We start from the raw sequence: 19,908 nt of genomic DNA, 5'->3' as shown, positions 1-19,908 counted from the left end.
TATTGATTTCTTTTCTTCTTACATTTAATTTGATAGGATAAGAGAGGTATGATATCGATCACTATCCCAGCACATTAATTTGTTTGCTGACTTATAGGAGGCCAAGAATGAAGAAGGTTCTAATAGTTGATGATGAGCAATCTATTTTAACGCTACTGGAGTACAATTTAGCGCAGTCGGGTTATGAAGTGGTGACTGCCATGGACGGTAAAACCGCGTATAAGTTAATCAAAAAAGAGACGTTTGATTTTATTATATTGGATATTATGTTGCCTGGAATGGATGGAATGGATGTTTGCCGCCGAGTGAGGCGCGATCGAATTAACACACCAATCCTAATGTTAACTGCTAAAGATGATGAGTATGATAAAATTATCGGCTTAGAATTAGGGGCAGATGACTACATGACGAAACCTTTTAGTCCACGAGAGGTACTAGCGAGGATTAAAGCAATTTTTAGAAGAACTGATGTCGAACTTGATCTGGATTCAAGTCAGTCAGTAACAAGTAATATAAATGATGAAGCAGACAAGAAGTTTGCGATGGATACAGACGAAGAAGCTGAAGAAGTGATTAAAATTGGGGAACTTGAAATTTATTCAGATCGCTATGAAGTTAGGATAGCGGATAAAGAAATTGAAGTGACGCCTAAAGAATTTGAACTGCTACTTTATATGGCAACACGCAAAGGGCGCATTTTAAGTCGAGATCAGTTATTGAATCGAATTTGGAATTTCGATTATGCTGGCGAAACTCGTATTGTAGATGTTCACATTAGTCATTTAAGAGAAAAAATTGAAAAAGATACGAAAAATCCAGAGTATATCAAAACAGTTCGTGGTTTTGGTTATAAATTTGAGGTGCCTGAAGAATGATTTTCCGCCAAACTTTGCAACGCAATCGTCGATTATTAGTGGGTTTGCTCGCTATTTTTAGTTTAGTCTTGATTTTTTCACGAGGGTTACAAAATAGCATTAAAGCAGGTTTGGAAGAGTCATTAGTAGAGAATGCAAGAATTCATTCTCAAAGTATTGAGGCGGGGATCGAAAAAGAAACAGCACAAGAATATATCAAACAGGTGAAGCTCTATTCAAATCGTTTGCCTGATAATCGGGCCGTCGGACTCGTTGAGCGTGAACAGATTGTTACTAAAGCAGTGCCAGAATTTTTATTTATTGACAAGAGTGCTCAAGTCATCACACGTCCGCAAATTAATGCGATTAAACAGGCAATTACGCAAGCGGAAGATACTGTTGTTCATTGGAAAGACCAACGAATCAATGGAATTGCCTATCGCATTGGAGATGACGCTCTAGATTTATGGGTTATTGAGACGGTACCCGCAAGCTTCTTTCGCACGCACCAGCGAGCCTTTTGGACAACGTTACTATTAATGATAATGATGATTATCTTTTTAACGGTCATTATTTATAAAGAAATGTTACATAATGTGAATGAACCTTTGGATAAAATCGAAGAAGGTATTAAAGGCTTGTTAGATGCTGATTTTTCATTTGAATATACCGGAGTCAATTTACCGGCTATTAATCATTTAGGTCAGACGACGAATCAAGTAGTAAAGAAGTTAGCTAATCAGCGTAGTGTCTTATTCATGAGTCAACAACAATTATCGCTTTTATTGGACCACTTGATTTTAGGGGTGGTAGTAGTCAATCAGAATGGAAAAATTGAATTGTATAATCCAGCGGCTAAGAAGATGTTAGTCTTGGATGGGACAGCGATTGGTCGTTCTTATGAGTCGGTTATTAAAAGTTTTCTGTTAATTAATATGATAAAAATAGTAGCAGACTCCGGTATCGCGATGAGTGATGAGGTGGAGATGTTTATTCCCAAGTCTCGTTACATCGATGTCAATATCATTCCTTTCACACAAGAGGATATTAGGACCCATGGATCAGTGTTAGTTTTATTATATGATGTGACAGAAATTCATCGCTTAGAAAACGTGCGAACAGAATTTGTGGCGAACGCGTCGCATGAGTTGCGTACACCGGTGACTGCTATTAAAGGTTTTGCAGAAACCTTACTATCTGGAGCTTTAGATAATCCCAAGTTAGCAAATAATTTTGTAGAGATTATTGCAAATGAAAGTAATCGTCTAGAAGTGATTATTAACGATATTCTAGAGTTATCTCGAGTTGAAAAGCGGACGGTGCCTTTAATTAACGCACAATTTGATGTGGTTGAAGTTGCTCATTCGATGACTGATTTTTTCTTAAAAAAAGCCGGAAAGAAGAATATTTTAATTTCCATATCAGCAGAAGAACCGGTTTTATATACAGGTGATCAACATCGGATTGAACAAATTTTTACTAATTTAATTGACAATGCGATTAATTACTCAGACGTAAATAGTAAAATTAACATTCAGGTTTGGAATAAAAAACATCAGGTTAAGTTTTCAGTGAGTGATACAGGGATTGGAATTCCAGAAGAGAATTTGGAAAGGATTTTTGAGCGCTTTTATCGTGTAGATAAAGGGCGTAGCCGTAACTCAGGAGGAACCGGTTTAGGTTTGTCAATTGTACGTAACTTGATAAAAAACCTAAACGGAAAAATTGAATTAGAGAGTGAAGCTGGAAAAGGATCAACCTTTACCGTTACGCTTCCGAAAGAATAAGATTAATTCAACTAACTGCTGTTACTATATTTACAATTCAATAAATGCATATAAATAAAGATAAAGCTACGAGTGAAGTGCTCATGGCTTTTTTTTATTGTACAAAAACATAATAGCCTTACATTTTTCAATAAAAACATTTAAAAATTAAACTGAGATGAAACTTTCCAGTTGACACAAAATTTACACAAAATTTACATTAAATTTACAATCCACGGGTACAATGTACTAGAATTACTTAAATTATGCTGGCCAAGTTGTCATCGTATGTGTAAACATGTGAAGGAGAGAAAATATGCAACGTGATTTTAGCGAGAAGTTTATGAAATATGTGTTCATGTTCTGTGCACTCATTTCAATTATCTCAATCTTATTGATTTTCTACTTTATTTTTATTGGAGGTAGAGTCGTTGATACACCAGATGGACGTCTCTTAGAATTTGATGGAGGCTTACCTTTTTTAGCAGAAAAAGGCTTCTTTGATGTGATTTTTGGTACTAACTGGAGACCAAATGCATCGACTCCATCATTTGGTATTTTACCAATGATTATTGGGTCGGTTTTAGTTACAGTAGGTGCAATTGTAGTCGGTGTGCCGATTGGCGTTCTAACGGCAATCTTTATGGCTAAATTCTGCCCGCCTTCATTATATAAATTATTTAAGCCAGCAATTAATTTGATGGCTGCAATTCCATCGATCGTTTACGGTTTCTTTGCGTTACAAATCTTAGTGCCGTTGATGAGAAATATTATGCCAGGTAATGGTATGAATATGGTAACTGCGTCGATCCTTTTAGGAATCATGATTTTACCGACAATTATCGGGATGTCTGAAGCATCGATTCGTGCGGTGCCTGATTCTTATTATCAAGCAAGTGTTGGCTTAGGTGCGACACATGAACGCTCAGTAATGCGAGTGGTTGTACCCGCAGCGAGTTCAGGCATTCTGTCATCGATAATTCTAGGTATTGGTCGAGCAATCGGCGAGACAATGGCTGTTGTATTAGTGGCTGGTAATCAACCAAGAATTCCAGATAGCTTGACTGATGGCGTGCGTACGTTAACAACCAATATTGTCTTAGAGATGGGTTATGCTTCTGGAGACCACAGACAAGCGTTAATTGCTACTGCAGCAGTCTTGTTCATCTTTATCATTATTATTAACTCAGTCTTCATGGTAATTAAGGCGAGAGGAGAGCAACGATAATGGGAAAATTTAATTTAACTAAGTTTCTTGTTTGGGCAGCCGCTTTGTTTACGCTTGGCACGCTCGCTTATATTATTCTGTTTATATTATGGAATGGTATTCCAGCAATGAATTGGGGATTATTTGAATGGAAGTATACCTCTAACAACGTTTCAATGATGCCAGCGATTATTTCGACATTAATAATGATTGGACTCTCATTGTTATTTGCAGCACCAATTGGTGTGTTTACTGCCTTTTATTTAGTCGAGTATGCTAACCGTGGCAGTCGTTTTCTTAAAGTGATTCGTTTAGCAACGGATACGCTAGCAGCTGTTCCGTCTATCGTATTTGGGTTATTCGGGATGTTATTCTTTGTCATTCAAATGGATATGGGGTATTCGCATATTGCAGGGATTCTTACGCTCACAATTATGATTTTACCTGTGATTATTTCATCAACTGAAGAAGCTTTACTTTCAGTAGATAACTCATTAAGAATGGGGAGTTTAGCACTAGGTGCCGGTCAGTTAAGAACCATTTTTACAGTCGTTTTACCAGTCGCAATGCCGGGTATTATCTCTGGTATTATTCTAGCAATTGGCCGTATCGTTGGTGAATCGGCTGCCTTGCTTTATACGATGGGATCTTCAAGTGGTATGATCAATGGCTTAACGTCATCTGGACGTACGTTAGCGGTTCATATGTATGTTTTATCAAACGAAGGCTTTCACGTGAATGAAGCTTACGCAACTGCGACTGTATTGATTGTCATCGTGTTAATTATTAATGGCTTATCAACGCTTATCGGTAAAAAAATAGGTTCAGGAGGAAAATAATATGGCGAATAATATGTCTGTGACATTAAAAGCAAAAGATGCGAACGCTACGAATGGTGCTGGAAAAGTTAAATTTAAAATTAGTGATCTTGATTTTTACTATGGTGATTTTCATGCGTTGAAAAACATCAATATGGATATTGAAGAAAATCTCGTAACAGCTTTTATTGGACCTTCAGGATGTGGTAAATCAACCTTTATCAAAACATTGAATAGAATGCAAGATTTAGTACCTTATGCTAAACATCAAGGCTTAATTTCTTTAGATGGTCAAGATATTCATCAAAAAAATTATGATGTCAATGAACTAAGAAAACGCGTCGGAATGGTTTTCCAACACCCTAACCCATTTCCTAAGAGTATTTATGATAATATTGCTTACGGACCGCGTACTCATGGGGTAAAAGATTCTGCACAGTTAGACCAAATTGTTGAAGAGAGCCTTCGCGGAGCTGCTATCTGGGATGAAGTGAAAGACAAACTCCACCGTAAAGCAACGGACATTTCTGGAGGGCAACAACAACGTATTTGTATTGCACGTGCAATTGCTAATGATCCAGAAGTGTTATTAATGGATGAACCGACTTCGGCACTAGACCCAATTTCGACTAACAAGGTTGAAGACTTAATTGATGAACTAAAAGAGAAATATACTGTTGTAATTGTTACTCATAATATGCAACAAGCCGCACGAATTTCGGATAAAACCGCTTTCTTCTTGAATGGAGAAGTGATAGAATTTAACGATACTGAATCTATTTTCAGTAACCCAAAGGATCAAAGAACTAATGATTATATTTCAGGTCGTTTCGGTTAAACTATTTAATAGCTAAATTAGGAGGGTTAATTTTGAGAAAAGTGTTTGAAGAAGAATTAAAATCTTTATTCGTCCATTTAACAAAATTAGGTATTGCAGCAAATGAGTCAGTTCATAAAGCGATTAAAGCTCACAACACCAGTGATAAAGAATTGGCAAAGGAATTATTTGCGGATGATTTAAGAATCAATGCGTTGACCGTTGAAATTGAAAAAGAAGCTTTTCGTATTATTGCCTTGCAACAACCAGTTGCTTCAGATTTACGTTTAGTCTTTACAGTTTTAACAGCGAGTCTCGATATTGAACGAATAGCTGATCATGCGGTTTCTATTGGTCGTGCAGTAATTCGCCGTCAAGAAACGGAACAACAAGTCGATCAATTAAACGATGTCGTGAATAGAATGGCAGAAACAGCCCAAACAATGATTTCAGATGCGATGGATGCATTTGTTAATCGTGATGCAGCAACCGCTAGAAAAGTTGCGATGCTTGATGAAGTGGTTGATGCTGGTTTGAAAGAAATTTACAACGAGAGTGCTAGACGCATGCAGAAGAACACAGAGATGGTGCCAAGTGGAATCAGCTACATTAATATTGGAAACAGTTTAGAACGTATTGGTGACTACGTAACAAATATTTGTGAACGTATCGTTTACTTGAATACGGGCGAGATTATCGAATTAAATAAATAGTGGGTATAAGCAATCACTTTAGAAACCGCCTGGCGTCATTCGACGTTAGGCGGTTTCTTTATGGCATAAAGAAGAATGACTTCTTAAGTTGGGATTACTCTGGCGTTATGGATAGTCAACACTATTTGTAAATATAAAATCGCTCCTCTTAGCACCATCATTTCCTTTGGAAATAAAGCTTGTTCCTTATAATGCAACGTTAATTGAGCTTTACACAAAATTTACATAACATTTACACCGAATTTATATTCCCTCGCTATAATACAAGGTGTACTGATAAGTGATTACTTATTAGACGATTGATTTAGTTGTCGAGAGTCAATAAGAATTTCAAATTTAAAGGAGATGTACTTAATGAAAAAATCATTAAAGGCTTTACCATTATTAGCAGTTGCAGGATTAGCATTTTCTGCGGTAACACCAGTTTTAGCACAAGAAGGATATATCGGTGTAGTTTCACGTGAAGACGGTTCAGGAACTCGTGGCGCATTCGTTGAAATCGTTGGTGTAGTTGACGAAGACGATAATGACATGACTACATTAGACGCAGTTATCCAAAACTCTACAAACGGTGTTATGCAAACTGTTGCAGGTGATGTTCAATCAATCGGTTATATTTCATTAGGATCATTAGGTGATGAAGTTAAAGGTTTAGCGGTTGACGGTGTTGAAGTGTCATCGGAAAACGTTACAAATGGTTCTTACCCAATTGCTCGTCCATTTAACGTTGCTTGGACTAAAGATGCTGAATTATCTGAAGTTGCAGTAGATTTCTTGGACTTCGTATACTCTGCACAAGGACAAGCGATCGTTGAAGAAGAAGGTTACGTACAAGTTACTCGTTCAGCTGGAGAAGAAGAAGCTACTGAAGAGTCAACCGAAGAAGCAGCAGACGAAGAGTCAACAGAAGAAGCTGTAGAATTACCTTCTTATGAAGCAGCAGGTTTAGAAGGAACAATCGAAGTCGTTGGATCAACATCAGTGAGCCCAATCATGGAGAAATTAGCTGAAGCTTACTCAGAATTAAACGAAGGTGTAACAATTAATATTACATCAAACGGTTCTTCTGCAGGTATGGAAGCAGCAATGAACGGAACAGCTGAATTAGGTATGGCTTCTCGTGATTTATCTGATGATGAAAAAGAAGCGTTAAACTACGATGCTGTTGCTATCGATGGTATCGCAGTAATTGTTCACCCTGAAAACCCATTATCTGATATTTCATTAGACCACGTTAAACAAATCTTCTTAGGTGAAGTAACTGAGTGGGAAGAAGTCGCTCAATAATTTAAACTGAAGATTAAAAACTCCTAATACGCTACCGCCTTTGTGCGGGGCGTATTTTTTTAGAAAAGATTGAAAAAATTATTCTGGACAAAGAGCTAGCAGATTATTTGGTATAAAACGAGATTTGTACTAATATTAATATAGATAGTCAAAAGGATAATTTTTTAATAAATGCGAACATACATTCTGTTTTAGCAGAGAAGTTGTGATATAATAACATAGTAAATTTGAAAAAGATGAAATGGGGACACTTCGAGATGGCAAAAGATAAAATAATCGTGCGTGGTGCACGCTCACACAACTTAAAAAACATCGATGTAGAAATTCCTCGAGATCAATTAGTCGTTATGACAGGACTATCTGGTTCGGGGAAAAGTTCTTTAGCCTTTGATACGCTGTATGCGGAAGGGCAAAGACGCTATGTTGAGAGTTTATCCGCTTATGCACGCCAGTTTTTAGGGCAAATGGATAAACCAGATGTGGACTCAATCGAAGGGTTAAGTCCAGCAATATCTATTGATCAGAAAACGACGAGTCATAACCCACGCTCGACTGTCGGAACTGCGACCGAAATCAATGATTATTTAAGGTTATTATATGCACGAGTTGGTGTGCCTTATTGTCCAACGCATCATATCCCAATCGAGCGACAATCTGCTGAACAAATGGTTGATCGAATTCTTGAATTACCCGATAAAACACGTATCCAAATCATGACACCAGCCGTTCGTAATCAAAGAGGACAGCATAAAAAATTGTTGGAACAGATTAACAAAAACGGTTTTGTGCGCGTACGTGTCGATGGCGAAATCTATGATGTGAGTGAAGTGCCAGAATTATCCAAAAATAAAAAGCATACGATTGAAGTGGTAGTCGACCGTTTAGTTATGAAGGAAGGCATTCGCTCACGTTTATATGACTCGGTTGAACAAGCACTAAGATTCTCAGATGGTTATCTTGTGATTGATGTGATGGGAGAAGAACCGCTTTATTTCAATGAACATTATGCTTGTCCTTTCTGTGACTTTTCTGTAGATCAGTTAGAGCCGCGCCTCTTTTCGTTTAATGCGCCTTTTGGTGCGTGTGCGAGTTGTGATGGTATCGGCTCACGTTTAACAGTCGATCCAGAATTAGTGATTCCTGATGAGAATTTAACATTAGAAGAAGGCGCATTTGTACCATGGCAGTCGATTAGCTCAAATTATTATCCGTCAATGTTAGAGCAATTTGCTAAAAGTCGTAACATTCCAATGGATGTTCCTTATAAGGACTTGCCGACAGAAACACAAGAACTCCTTAAATATGGTTCTCCAACGGCTAACTTTAAATTCACTTATAAACAAATGTCAGGTGCACAAAGAACTGTTGACCATGTGTTTGAAGGAATATTTAACAACGTTGAACGACGTTATAATGACACGTCGTCGGACTTCACGCGCGATGTCATGCGTCAATATATGTTTGAGTTGGAGTGTCCAACATGTCATGGGCAACGTCTGAATGACTCAGCCTTATCAGTTAGGGTTGGAGAAAAGAATATTGCGGAAGTATCAGAATTATCGATCGGTGATGCGTTAGACTATTTTGCAGAAATGACTTTTACAACGAGTCAATCGATTATTTCGGAACCAATCATTAAAGAAATCAGGGACCGTTTGTCATTCTTAGAGAATGTTGGTCTAGATTATTTGACGATGAATCGTATCGCGGGCTCACTTTCGGGTGGAGAGGCGCAACGAATTCGTTTGGCGACGCAAATTGGCTCGCAATTGAGTGGGGTAATGTATATTCTTGATGAACCGTCAATTGGTCTTCATCAAAGAGATAATGCGCGTTTAATTGATTCTTTGCAAACAATGCGTGATTTAGGTAATACTTTAATTGTTGTGGAACACGATGAAGAAACGATGCTAGCTGCCGATTACCTAATAGATATTGGGCCTGGAGCCGGAGAAAAAGGTGGCGAAATCGTCGCTCAAGGAACACCGGAAGAGGTCATGAAAAATCCAGCCTCTTTAACCGGCAAGTATCTATCAGGTGTGGAGAAGATTCCATTACCAACCGAACGTCGTGTAGAAGACCATGGCTGGGTCAAAATTACTGGCGCGAGCGAGAACAACTTGAAAGACGTTGATGTTGAATTTCCAATTGGGCGTTTGACGTGTGTCACCGGTGTATCGGGTTCTGGTAAAAGTACGTTAGTTAACCGTATCGCAAAAGTTGCTTTGACGAAGTTAACGACAAGCACGAAAGAAAGACCGGGTAAATTTGATTCAATCTCAGGTTATGAAAGTATAGAGAAAGTTATCGATATCGATCAATCACCGATTGGACGAACCCCACGAAGTAACCCAGCGACTTACACGAGTGTTTTTGATGATATTCGTGCGTTGTTTGCGATGACTAACGAAGCCAAACTAAGAGGCTATAGCAAAGGACGCTTCAGTTTTAACGTCAAAGGCGGTCGCTGTGAAGCCTGTCAGGGTGGCGGAATTAATAAGATTGAGATGCACTTCTTACCAGACGTTTATGTTCCGTGTGAAGTGTGTGGCGGTGCTCGCTATAACTCCGAAACATTGGAGATTAAATACAGAGGCAAAAACATTTCAGATGTTTTAAATATGACAATTGATGAAGGGGTAGAGTATTTCTCTGCTCATCCTAAAATTGCGAGAAAGCTTCAAACTCTGATTGACGTCGGCCTAGGCTATATTCGTTTGGGACAATCAGCCACGACTTTATCTGGTGGTGAGGCGCAACGTATGAAACTGGCCGCTGAACTTCAGCGAGTGTCAACAGGTAATACATTCTATATCCTCGATGAACCGACGACAGGACTTCATCATCATGATATCCGTCGTTTAATCAAAGTGATTAATCGCTTGGTTGAAGCGGGGAATACGATTGTCATCATTGAACACAATCTAGATGTCATTAAAATTGCTGACTATGTCATTGACTTAGGTCCCGAAGGTGGTGTCAATGGTGGTGAAATCATTGCGACTGGTACACCTGAGGAAGTAGCCGAAGTCAGTGGCAGTTATACTGGACAATACTTAAAAGACATTTTAAAGAAGGCAAAATAGTTCCTTAGTTTGAGAGCTGCACATTGTGCGGTTCTCTTTTTTTTTTTTGAATGGTGGGTAGGGCTGTAATGTATCGCCTGAATTTTCGACTCATGATGTTAATTTCACTCTTCTTTGACCGTAACAATCGCCTAAAAATAAATCAACAGTATATCCTATCAGTCTTTAGTAGTATTTGCATAAATATCGGCCTCTAGTCCTATGTCATGTGGCGACATTCTTGGCATAATAGGTATTGTAGACGGAAGATATATAGAAACTAACCAAATAGCACTGGAAAATTTAAGGAGGCATTTCGTATGAATGAGAAAGAACGTATTATTGAACTAGTTCGTCAGAATATTATTACGATGGACGAGGCATTGAGATTATTAGAAGCTGGTCAGACATCAAGTCCCACTCCAGAAACCGAAACAAGCAAAGTGGTTGAAGCAGAAAAAACGACAGACACGACTGAAAAAACTGAAGCAAACGAACGCCAAACAAAAGTTAATTATGGTAAACAGTTTTCTTCAATTATTTCGGAAGTTGTCGATCAAAGTTTAAATGTCGCACGTAATGTAACGGATTATGTATCTAAAGTGACAAACGATGTAAAAGAGACTGGGTCAACTCAGGAAACTGAATCAAGCGAAACAGATTACAGTGAAGAATATCGCCAAGCTCAAACTGAAGTTGAGGAAGCAGTGCGCGAGAACGCTTCGGATGTTGTCAAAGCAGCAGAACGTCTCCAAGCATTGAAAAATCAACTTGCTGAAACGCAAGAACGAATTCGTGAAATCCAAATTGACATGGATGTTCCAGGCTTAGATGAGTTACGCTATGAAGCGTTAGAACAAGAATTAGAAGACGCAGAATTAGAAATAGAAGCAACTGAACAGGAATTAGAATTGTTAGAAGGTGAAACACTTGACGAAGAAGAACGAGTGGCTAAGGTCGCTGAAAAATCGGGTGAATTATCGGCTAAGATTGATGTCTTAAATGACACGCTTCAGAAAAAAGAAGAAGCCTTAACAATTGCTAAACAACGTTTACGTGAAATTGAAATTTTTGCTGAACTAGATGAATTAACTGAAGAAATGGCTGAGCAACAAAACCGTTTGGAAGTAAAAGTTCGTGAATTAGAAGTGAAGATTGAGTCGATTAAGACAGAATTACACGACACCAAGCAAGAACAAGAAGAGTTATATGCGTCGCAAATTAACCGATATAAAGATCAAGTGAAACATTTCGTTGATTCAGCATCAGAAAAAGTATCTGAAGCAGCGAGCCAAATCAGTTCAGACGCTTTAAAAGAAGGTAAAAGTTTTGGTAAATTAATGGGCGGTCAGTTTAAAGATATGATGAATAATTTCAACATGAAGGAAGTTAATCTATCAGTCAATGTCCCATGGGTAAAAACTCAAACGCTAACCCACACATTTGTTTACCCAGCCAGTGATTTGACAATGCTTGATTTCAAAGTAACGAATGGATCATTAGAATTTGTTGGCCATGACGAAGAGTCAATTATAATTGAGAGCGAGATTCGTTTTCATGGCAATCATCCAAGTGTTTCGGTCGAACGCTTGATAGAGTTAAGTACGATCTCTCATACACCAGAACAGTTGTTTTTCCATGTAAATCATGCGAAAATCTCATTAGATGGTGTGGTTAAATTGCCTAAACACCTTTATAATGAATTAAAGGTAGTAGCTGTTAATGGTGACTTAAAGTTTAAACACATCGATGTAAAAGATTTACTAGTTGAGAATAAAAATGGCGATATTAAATTAAAACATGCAACAGCTCAATTATTAGAACTCGATTTATTAAACGGCGATGTAACGATTAAGGAAAGTGATATCGCAGACATTAGCTTGAAAAATTTAAATGGTGATTTTAGAATGGCAGGCAATGTAGGAAACGTTATTTCTAACACAGTCAACGCTGACTACTTTATTACTAAACGTAATACAACACCTTCCAAAATTAAAATTAAAGGCGTGAACGGCGATGTTAAAATATCCCTTCCAAGTCAATTGAATTTAGAAGCAGACTGTAAAGTAAGCTTTGGAGACATTCATCACCGATTAAGTAACGTATCAGACATCGTGAAAAGTAAATCACATACTGAAATGCAACGTCTATTAAATTCAGCAACTGAACAAGTAGACATTGACGTTTCACTTACAACAGGTGATGTCTTCTTGAAAGATTCCGACAAATAATTCAATTCAGTCATTTGCTCAGCCTAAAAGAATAGGTTGGGCGAAGAGCTGACTAGTGGGTGAGTCACCCGAAAAAATTGCACATAGAAAGGGGAAACATCATGAAAAAATTAAAAGTATCCACCAGCGATCAAGTACTTATGGGAGTTTGCGGAGGATTAGCAGAATATTTTAATATTGATTCGACAATCGTACGCGTTCTCTACATTCTAATGGCGATTTTTGGTGGTGTAGGTATTATTGCCTACTTACTGATTGGATTTGTTATGCAGGCTAATAGCTAATTGAACACTTAAACTTAGGAGGATACCAATATGAAAAAACGATTATTTAAATCATCAACAGATAAACAAGTCATGGGTGTATGTGGCGGTTTAGGTGAATACTTAAACTTAGATCCAACCATCTTGCGAGTACTGTTTTTAGTCTTATTCTTTATGGGCAGCGTTGGTTTTTGGTTTTACATCATTTTAGGGCTTGTTTTACCTTATGATTACCAAGTGGACGGCTATGTTCAAAAGCGAAACAACTCAGCATCAAGTCAAACAAATCGCTTCACCAAAAATGAACGAAAAGATGTTACACCTAATCTTAAAGAAGATGACTGGAGCGACTTTTAAAAACAATGACATTCATTAAGGGGAGAAACATATGAAAATAATGATTAATGCGTTTATCTTTCTTGCCTTGGCTGCGATTATCCCAGGTCTTCAAATAACGGGAATCTGGGCGGCGTTATTTGGCGCGATTGTGTATGGAATCTTGAGCTTTTTTGTTGGTTCAATTCTTAAATTCATCGCCATTCCTTTAAATATTTTAACGCTGGGTATAGTGAATGTTTTAATTGGAGGGCTTATTTTATATATGACGAGTGGCTTAGTTGGCGGTTTCGCTATCAGCTCATTTGGAGTTGCGGTCTTCGCGTCAGTTATATTAGGCTTCATTCAATCAATCTTATTCAAACAAGATAGCCAAGAACACCGTTAGAAAATATATAAATCAAGCTAGGACCGTTTGCATGAAGCAGGCGGTTTTTTTATATTTAGGGGTATACTCTAGATTGGGAATGATTGAGAGTGAGCCTTGACCTTACCAGATTATTTCTAGTCATAAAGGGCTTTGTGTGATACCATAAATTAGTAAAGAATGCCCAAAAACGAAGAAAGTCACGGAGGTCGAAGCGTTATGGATAAAAGCGTTACAGTAGAAGAGCTAGTAAGCACGCTAGATATAGAAATTCTATTTGGTGAGGAGTTTAAAGCTCGTGATATTACATCGAGTGAGGTTTCAAGACCAGGTTTAGTTTTAACGGGATACAAGAATTTTTACCCCCATGAGCGGATCCAATTAATTGGTCGCACTGAGATTTCATATATCAATTCAAAAACAGAAGAAGAATGTGAAGAAATTTTCCGCTTATTATGTCATGAAGATACACCTGCAATTGTAGTCAGCCGTGGAATAGAAGTTCCTCCAGCTTTGATTCCAATTACACAAGAATTGCAAATCCCTATTTTGGGCTCACGATCGAAAACAAGTCGTGTCTTATCGAATATGACGAATTTTTTAGAAGGTCGTTTAGCTGAACGTTTCTCGAAACATGGTGTGTTTGTAGAAGTTTTTGGAATGGGGGTCCTACTTGTGGGAGCCAGCGGTGTTGGTAAATCAGAAACTGGCCTTGAATTAATTCAAAGAGGACACCGTTTGATTTCGGATGATCGAGTTGATCTGTTCATGATTGATGAATTAACTTTAATTGGTGAAGCACCAGAAATTTTACAAAACTTATTAGAAATACGTGGTTTAGGAATTATTGATGTCATGAGCCTTTATGGTGTTGCAGCCATCCGTCGTTCTAAGAAATTAGAAGTGATTATTGACTTAGTGATTGATGATGGCACAATCGAATATGACCGCTTAGGTTCGCAAAGAGAGTATGAACAAATATTTGAAGTTCAAGTACCGAAAATTAAAATCCCTGTTAAAACAGGACGGAATTTAGCTGCGATTGTTGAATCTGCTGCTATGAACTTTCGTGCCAATTCAATGGGCTATAATGCAACGGAAGCATTTAATGAGAAGTTAGATCGTTTAATCATGAAGAATCGTGAGGCTTAAGTGAAGTGAAGACATTAATCAATCTAGGACTTTTTGCAGCCATTGACCGAATAGCCTTTGATATCGGCGGTTGGCCAGTGCATTGGTATGGGCTAATAATGGGCTTATGTATATTAATTGCTTATGTCATTTTTAGTCGCGAAGGTAAACGTAAAGGAATCGATGAAGATACATTATTCAATCTCTTGTTTTGGATGGTGGTGATCGGTTATATCGGCGCAAGACTTTACTATGTCGCTTTTAGGTTAGAACATTATTTAGCAAACCCTGCTCAAATCATCATGATTTGGCAAGGTGGAATCGCCATCTATGGAGGAATTATTGCCGGAGCTGTGACAATTTATGTCATGAGTAAACGCAGCCAATTAAATCCAGCATCTGTTTTTGATATAACGGCTCCAGCGATTATGTTGGCGCAAGCATTAGGGCGTTGGGGGAACTTTATCAACCAAGAAGCCTACGGTGGCGAAGTCTCACGTAGCTTCCTAGAAAGCCTGTATTTGCCGAATGTCATTATTGAACAGATGAATGTGAATGGAGTCTACCACCATCCGACTTTCTTATATGAATCCGTCTGGAATTTACTTGGTTTAATTCTGATACTCGTTTTAAGACGCAAACCAAAGTTTTTCCGACAAGGAGAAATCGCAGCAACTTACGTTATTTGGTATGGGATCGGGCGCGCCTTTATTGAAGGGATGCGTACAGACAGTTTATATTTAGGGCCGTTGCGTGTGTCGCAATGGTTATCGATGATTTTAGTTGTGGCAGGGTTAGTTTTTGTGATTTATCGACGTAAACAAAGCTTCCCAGAAATTCCTTATTACGAAGAGGATGAAATAAGCCGCAAGGCATAAGAGGTGAAACAGTGAAAATTGCAGTATTAGGTTCTGGATCATGGGGAACAGCTCTAGCGAAAGTATTAGCGGAGAATGGCCATGACGTCCACCTTTGGGGACGCGATGAGGAACAAGCAAGACAAATTAATCAAACACACATCAATGCAAAGTATCTTCCAGGAACACTTATCCCGAAGAATATCTTTGCTACGACGGACTTAGCAGCGACAATTTCAGATGCTCGCATTATTCTAGTTGTCTTACCAACAAGCGTTATCCGACAAACGATGGAAACTTTAAATCATCTGTTGAAAGAGGGTCAACGACCTATTATCGTTCATGCCACAAAAGGCTTGGAACAAGGTAGCAAGTTGAGAATCAGCCAAGTGATTGAAGAAGTGTTAGATGTTAGCCTCTATGAGGCACTGGTTGTCCTTTCGGGACCGAGTCATGCAGAAGAGGTTGCACGTCAAGATATTACGACGGTTGCTGTTGCCAGTCATGCATTACCTGCAGCTGAAGAAGTACAAGCAGTCTTTATGAATAAATACTTCCGTGTGTATACGAATAATGATGTGATTGGTGTTGAATTGGGTGCTGCTTTGAAGAATATCATTGCGTTAGGCGCAGGGCTAATTCAAGAATTGGGTTATGGAGACAATGCCAAGGCCGCTTTAATTACCCGTGGTTTGGCTGAAATTAGCCGCCTAGGTGTAAAATTAGGCGCTGATCCCTTAACGTTTATCGGTTTAAGTGGTGTGGGAGATTTGATTGTAACGTGTACAAGTCCCCATTCACGAAACTGGCGAGCGGGGCGTTTGATTGCCCAAGGTTATGGTCGTGAAGAAATTTTTGCAGAAGTTCAAATGGTTGTTGAAGGTATATTGACGTGTAAAGCCGCTTATGAGCTTGCTCAAGAGCAGCAAATTGAAATGCCAATTACGGAAGCATTGTACCGACGCTTGTATGAAGGAGCCTCGGTGGCTGAAAGTTTAGAGGCGCTCATGATGCGCGAAGGCAAGCAAGAAGTATCTTTACAAGAGCATTTACGAGGCGAATAATTAATAAAAGAGAGCCTAAGTTTTGCTACTAGGCATGCGGGTGCTATTTTGTTATAATTATTCCGATGACCATTTGAATGAATAGGAGAGTTGAAATTGACAGAACAAATAACTAAAGAACGTATTGAAGCAGATGTGATTGTTATCGGAGCTGGACCGGGAGGTTTAACTGCCGCTTTATATGCTTCACGCGCGAATTTAAAAACAATTTTATTAGAAAAGGGTGCCCCAGGGGGAGAACTAATTAATACGGCTGAAGTGGAAAACTATCCTGGCTATTCATTAATTAGCGGACCTGAGCTGGCAACCAATATGTATGAAGGCGCGATGCGTTTTGGTGCAGATCATGCTTACGCAGATGTCTCACATATTGAAGACCATGGTAAGGAAAAGCACGTACATACAGCAGATAAAGTATATGTAGCAGCCGTGGTTGTTATTGCAACAGGGGCTCATCACCGTAAATTAGCGGTTGATGGTGAAGACCGTTTGGCTGGACAAGGTGTTTCATACTGTGCAGTGTGTGACGGTTTCTTCTTCCGTAATAAGAATTTAGTCGTCGTTGGAGGCGGAGATTCCGCGGTAGAAGAAGGAACATACTTAACCAACTTTGCAGATAAAGTAACGATTATTCACCGTCGTGATGAATTGCGTGCGCAAAAAGTATTACAAGATCGTGCCTTCGCAAATGAAAAAGTTGAGTTTATTTGGGATTCAGTTATTGAAGAAATTAAGGGAGATAATGCAGTCAGTGCGGTTCAACTTCGAAACGTGAAAACGGGCGAAGTCAGCGACTTTACAGCAGACGGCGTTTTCGTTTATGTCGGAATTATTCCAAACTCTTCTGTTGTTGCTGATTTAGGAGTGACTGACGAAGAAGGCTGGATTATTACGAACGAGAAAATGGAAACGACAGTTCCAGGACTCTTTGCCATTGGAGATGTGCGACAAACACCTCTACGTCAGATTGCTACAGCAGTTGGTGACGGAAGTGTAGCAGGCCACATGGCTTACCAATACATCGAATCATTAAAAGACTAAACCTTTAACAAAAGGCGCTACACGATAATTGCTTGTCAATTGTTGTGTGGCGTTTTTGCGTTTAAGTGACTTTCGGAAGGCTTTGCGTTTAATTTGCCGATTCGATATTTTAGGAGGGGATTAAAGCGGAAGGTCTTGACCATACTCACAGACTCTACTTTAAACTTCTGTATAAATCCTTTAATACCAGTCTCAAACACCCTCACCTTTAAGTAAAATTAAAGAAAAATGTAGATAATACGAATAAATGTGTAAAAAATGTTATAATGAAAGCGATAAAAAGAAAGGTGGCGAAAAGTAATGGAATGGCGCGAAATTTATGATTTATGGCGAAATTTCGAAGACTTAGATGTAGTCTTGAAAGATGAGCTTTCAATTAATACAGATGAAGAAGCATTAACCGATGCATTTGGAGCAAGCTTAAGCTTTGGAACGGCTGGCATGCGTGGGTTACTAGGAGCAGGGCCGAACCGTATGAATATTTATACGATTCGACAAGCAACCGAAGGACTTGCAACATTAATCGAACAGAATGGCGAAGAAGCAAAAAAACGTGGAGTAGCAATTGCTTACGATTCAAGACATTATTCTCCAGAATTTGCGATGGAAGCGGCAATGGTATTGGGTCAACATGGGATTAAGAGCTATGTGTACGAAAGTTTAAGACCAACACCGGTGCTATCATTTGCGGTTAGACATTTAAATGCTTTTGCTGGAATCATGATTACAGCAAGTCATAACCCAGCAGAATATAATGGATACAAAGTATATGGTGCAGATGGTGGGCAAATGCCACCGGAAGACGCTGACAACTTAACGAATTATGTTCGTGCGGTAGAAAATCCATTAACTGTTGCAATCGGCGATAAAACGAAATTGCTAGGTAATGGCACGATTGAAATCATTGGTGACAGTGTCGATGAAGCTTACTTGCAAGAAATTAAAGCAGTAACGGTTGATCAAGAGTTAGTTAATGAGATGAGCGACAAAGTGAACATTGTTTTCACGCCTTTACACGGAACAGGCATGTATTTAGGTATGAAAGCTCTCGAACAAGCGGGCTTCAAGTCCGTTCATGTTGTTGAAGAACAAGCCAAAGCGGATGGAGACTTCCCAACGGTTTTATCTCCAAATCCAGAGTCTGAAGCTGTCTTTGATTTAGCGGAGCAATTAGCACGCACAGTCGAAGCGGATATCCTATTAGCTACAGACCCGGATGCAGACCGTTTAGGTGCGATGATTCGTACGGCAGATGGCTCTTACCAGTTATTGTCTGGAAACCAAATTGCATCGATTATGTTAGACTACATTCTAAATGCACGTAAAGCACAAGGTGATTTACCAGCAAACGGTGTGGCAATCAAATCGATGGTATCGACAAACTTAGCTGACGCCATTGTTGAAAGCTACGGCTTAGAAATGGTTGAAGTGTTAACAGGCTTTAAATTCATCGCTGAAAAAATTCAGCAATACGAAGAAACAGGTGCACACACCTTCTTAATGGGCTTCGAAGAAAGTTACGGATACTTAATCAAGCCATTTGTACGTGATAAAGATGCAATTCAAGCCTTAGTCGTCTTAGCTGAATTAACGGCTTATCACAAGAAAAATGGACGCACATTAGGTGACGCACTACAAGCGATGTATGAAAAATATGGTTACTTCAATGAGAAAACCATCTCTGTTTCTTTCCCAGGCCTATCAGGCGCGGCGCAAATGAAACAAATTATGCAAACGATTCGTACAGAAGGAATTAAAGAAATGGGTGGCTTGAAAGTTGTGTCAGCAGCTGACTATTTATCTGCGACGATGACGTATGCTGATGGAAAAGAAAGTAAATTAGCATACCCAGCTTCTGATGCACTGAAATATGTATTAGAAGACGGCAGTTGGGTTGCCTTTCGTCCAAGTGGAACTGAACCGAAAATTAAATTATACTTAGGTGTTCAAGGCAATTCGCAAGCGGAAGTCGAAGAAAAAGCGGCTAAAGTTGAAGCGGATATCCGTGAATTAACGAAGTAATTTCAATAAATTAAGCAAGTGAAGTGTCTCAACACACCTCACTTGCTTTTTCTTTGGTCAGAATAAGAC

17 protein-coding genes are annotated in these 19,908 nt (G+C 38.8%); all 17 read left to right on the top strand.

Features of this window, described 5'->3' with window-relative positions:
* Positions 1–107 precede the first annotated feature (107 nt).
* Positions 108–875, top strand: a complete 768-nt coding sequence (locus ACTQ5J_RS11180) for a response regulator (protein ID WP_441753012.1) — start codon at positions 108–110, stop codon at positions 873–875.
* Complete coding sequence (gene pnpS / locus ACTQ5J_RS11175) at positions 872–2,641, top strand: two-component system histidine kinase PnpS (protein ID WP_441753011.1); 1,770 nt, start codon at positions 872–874, stop codon at positions 2,639–2,641. Before ACTQ5J_RS11180 ends, pnpS begins: the two co-directional genes overlap by 4 nt.
* Before the next feature lie 295 nt (positions 2,642–2,936).
* On the top strand, positions 2,937–3,848 hold the full coding sequence (gene pstC / locus ACTQ5J_RS11170) for a phosphate ABC transporter permease subunit PstC (RefSeq protein ID WP_441753009.1): 912 nt from the start codon (positions 2,937–2,939) through the stop codon (positions 3,846–3,848).
* Entirely contained in the window at positions 3,848–4,666 is an 819-nt protein-coding gene (gene pstA / locus ACTQ5J_RS11165) for a phosphate ABC transporter permease PstA (RefSeq protein ID WP_441753008.1), read from the top strand. Before pstC ends, pstA begins: the two co-directional genes overlap by 1 nt.
* A 13-nt stretch (positions 4,667–4,679) precedes the next feature.
* A complete protein-coding gene (gene pstB, locus ACTQ5J_RS11160; RefSeq protein WP_441753170.1) occupies positions 4,680–5,483 on the top strand; it encodes a phosphate ABC transporter ATP-binding protein PstB in 804 nt (267 codons plus the stop codon).
* 41 nt (positions 5,484–5,524) lie between these two features.
* Complete coding sequence (gene phoU, locus ACTQ5J_RS11155) at positions 5,525–6,175, top strand: phosphate signaling complex protein PhoU (protein WP_441753169.1); 651 nt, start codon at positions 5,525–5,527, stop codon at positions 6,173–6,175.
* Between the two features lie 354 nt (positions 6,176–6,529).
* Entirely contained in the window at positions 6,530–7,462 is a 933-nt protein-coding gene (locus tag ACTQ5J_RS11150; RefSeq protein ID WP_441753006.1) for a substrate-binding domain-containing protein, read from the top strand.
* 257 nt (positions 7,463–7,719) lie between these two features.
* The gene (uvrA, locus tag ACTQ5J_RS11145) at positions 7,720–10,548 is read left to right on the top strand and encodes an excinuclease ABC subunit UvrA (protein WP_441753004.1); all 2,829 of its coding nucleotides are present in this window, start codon (positions 7,720–7,722) and stop codon (positions 10,546–10,548) included.
* Positions 10,549–10,847: 299 nt separating this feature from the next.
* The gene (locus ACTQ5J_RS11140; protein WP_441753003.1) at positions 10,848–12,758 is read left to right on the top strand and encodes a DUF4097 family beta strand repeat-containing protein; all 1,911 of its coding nucleotides are present in this window, start codon (positions 10,848–10,850) and stop codon (positions 12,756–12,758) included.
* Between the two features lie 101 nt (positions 12,759–12,859).
* The gene (locus ACTQ5J_RS11135) at positions 12,860–13,042 is read left to right on the top strand and encodes a PspC domain-containing protein (protein WP_441753001.1); all 183 of its coding nucleotides are present in this window, start codon (positions 12,860–12,862) and stop codon (positions 13,040–13,042) included.
* A gap of 30 nt (positions 13,043–13,072) precedes the next feature.
* Positions 13,073–13,378 (top strand): PspC domain-containing protein, encoded by a 306-nt coding sequence (locus ACTQ5J_RS11130; protein ID WP_441752999.1) that lies wholly within the window; start codon positions 13,073–13,075, stop codon positions 13,376–13,378.
* A gap of 31 nt (positions 13,379–13,409) precedes the next feature.
* Positions 13,410–13,745 (top strand): phage holin family protein, encoded by a 336-nt coding sequence (locus ACTQ5J_RS11125; RefSeq protein WP_441752997.1) that lies wholly within the window; start codon positions 13,410–13,412, stop codon positions 13,743–13,745.
* A gap of 198 nt (positions 13,746–13,943) precedes the next feature.
* Positions 13,944–14,876 (top strand): HPr(Ser) kinase/phosphatase, encoded by a 933-nt coding sequence (gene hprK / locus ACTQ5J_RS11120; RefSeq protein ID WP_441752996.1) that lies wholly within the window; start codon positions 13,944–13,946, stop codon positions 14,874–14,876.
* A gap of 5 nt (positions 14,877–14,881) precedes the next feature.
* Positions 14,882–15,733 carry a prolipoprotein diacylglyceryl transferase gene (gene lgt / locus ACTQ5J_RS11115; protein ID WP_441752994.1) on the top strand — a complete coding sequence of 284 codons (852 nt, stop codon included), beginning with the start codon at positions 14,882–14,884 and terminating at the stop codon, positions 15,731–15,733.
* A gap of 11 nt (positions 15,734–15,744) precedes the next feature.
* Positions 15,745–16,776 carry an NAD(P)H-dependent glycerol-3-phosphate dehydrogenase gene (locus tag ACTQ5J_RS11110; RefSeq protein ID WP_441752992.1) on the top strand — a complete coding sequence of 344 codons (1,032 nt, stop codon included), beginning with the start codon at positions 15,745–15,747 and terminating at the stop codon, positions 16,774–16,776.
* Between the two features lie 96 nt (positions 16,777–16,872).
* The gene (gene trxB / locus ACTQ5J_RS11105; protein WP_441752990.1) at positions 16,873–17,817 is read left to right on the top strand and encodes a thioredoxin-disulfide reductase; all 945 of its coding nucleotides are present in this window, start codon (positions 16,873–16,875) and stop codon (positions 17,815–17,817) included.
* Positions 17,818–18,117: 300 nt separating this feature from the next.
* Positions 18,118–19,839, top strand: a complete 1,722-nt coding sequence (locus ACTQ5J_RS11100) for a phospho-sugar mutase (RefSeq protein ID WP_441752989.1) — start codon at positions 18,118–18,120, stop codon at positions 19,837–19,839.
* Positions 19,840–19,908: the final 69 nt, after the last annotated feature.

Origin of the sequence: Fundicoccus sp. Sow4_F4 (assembly GCF_052116145.1) — a bacterium.
GTDB lineage: Bacteria > Bacillota > Bacilli > Lactobacillales > Aerococcaceae > Fundicoccus.
Note: the sequence above shows the minus strand (reverse complement) of the source record. Positions and strands in the feature narration are given on the sequence as shown.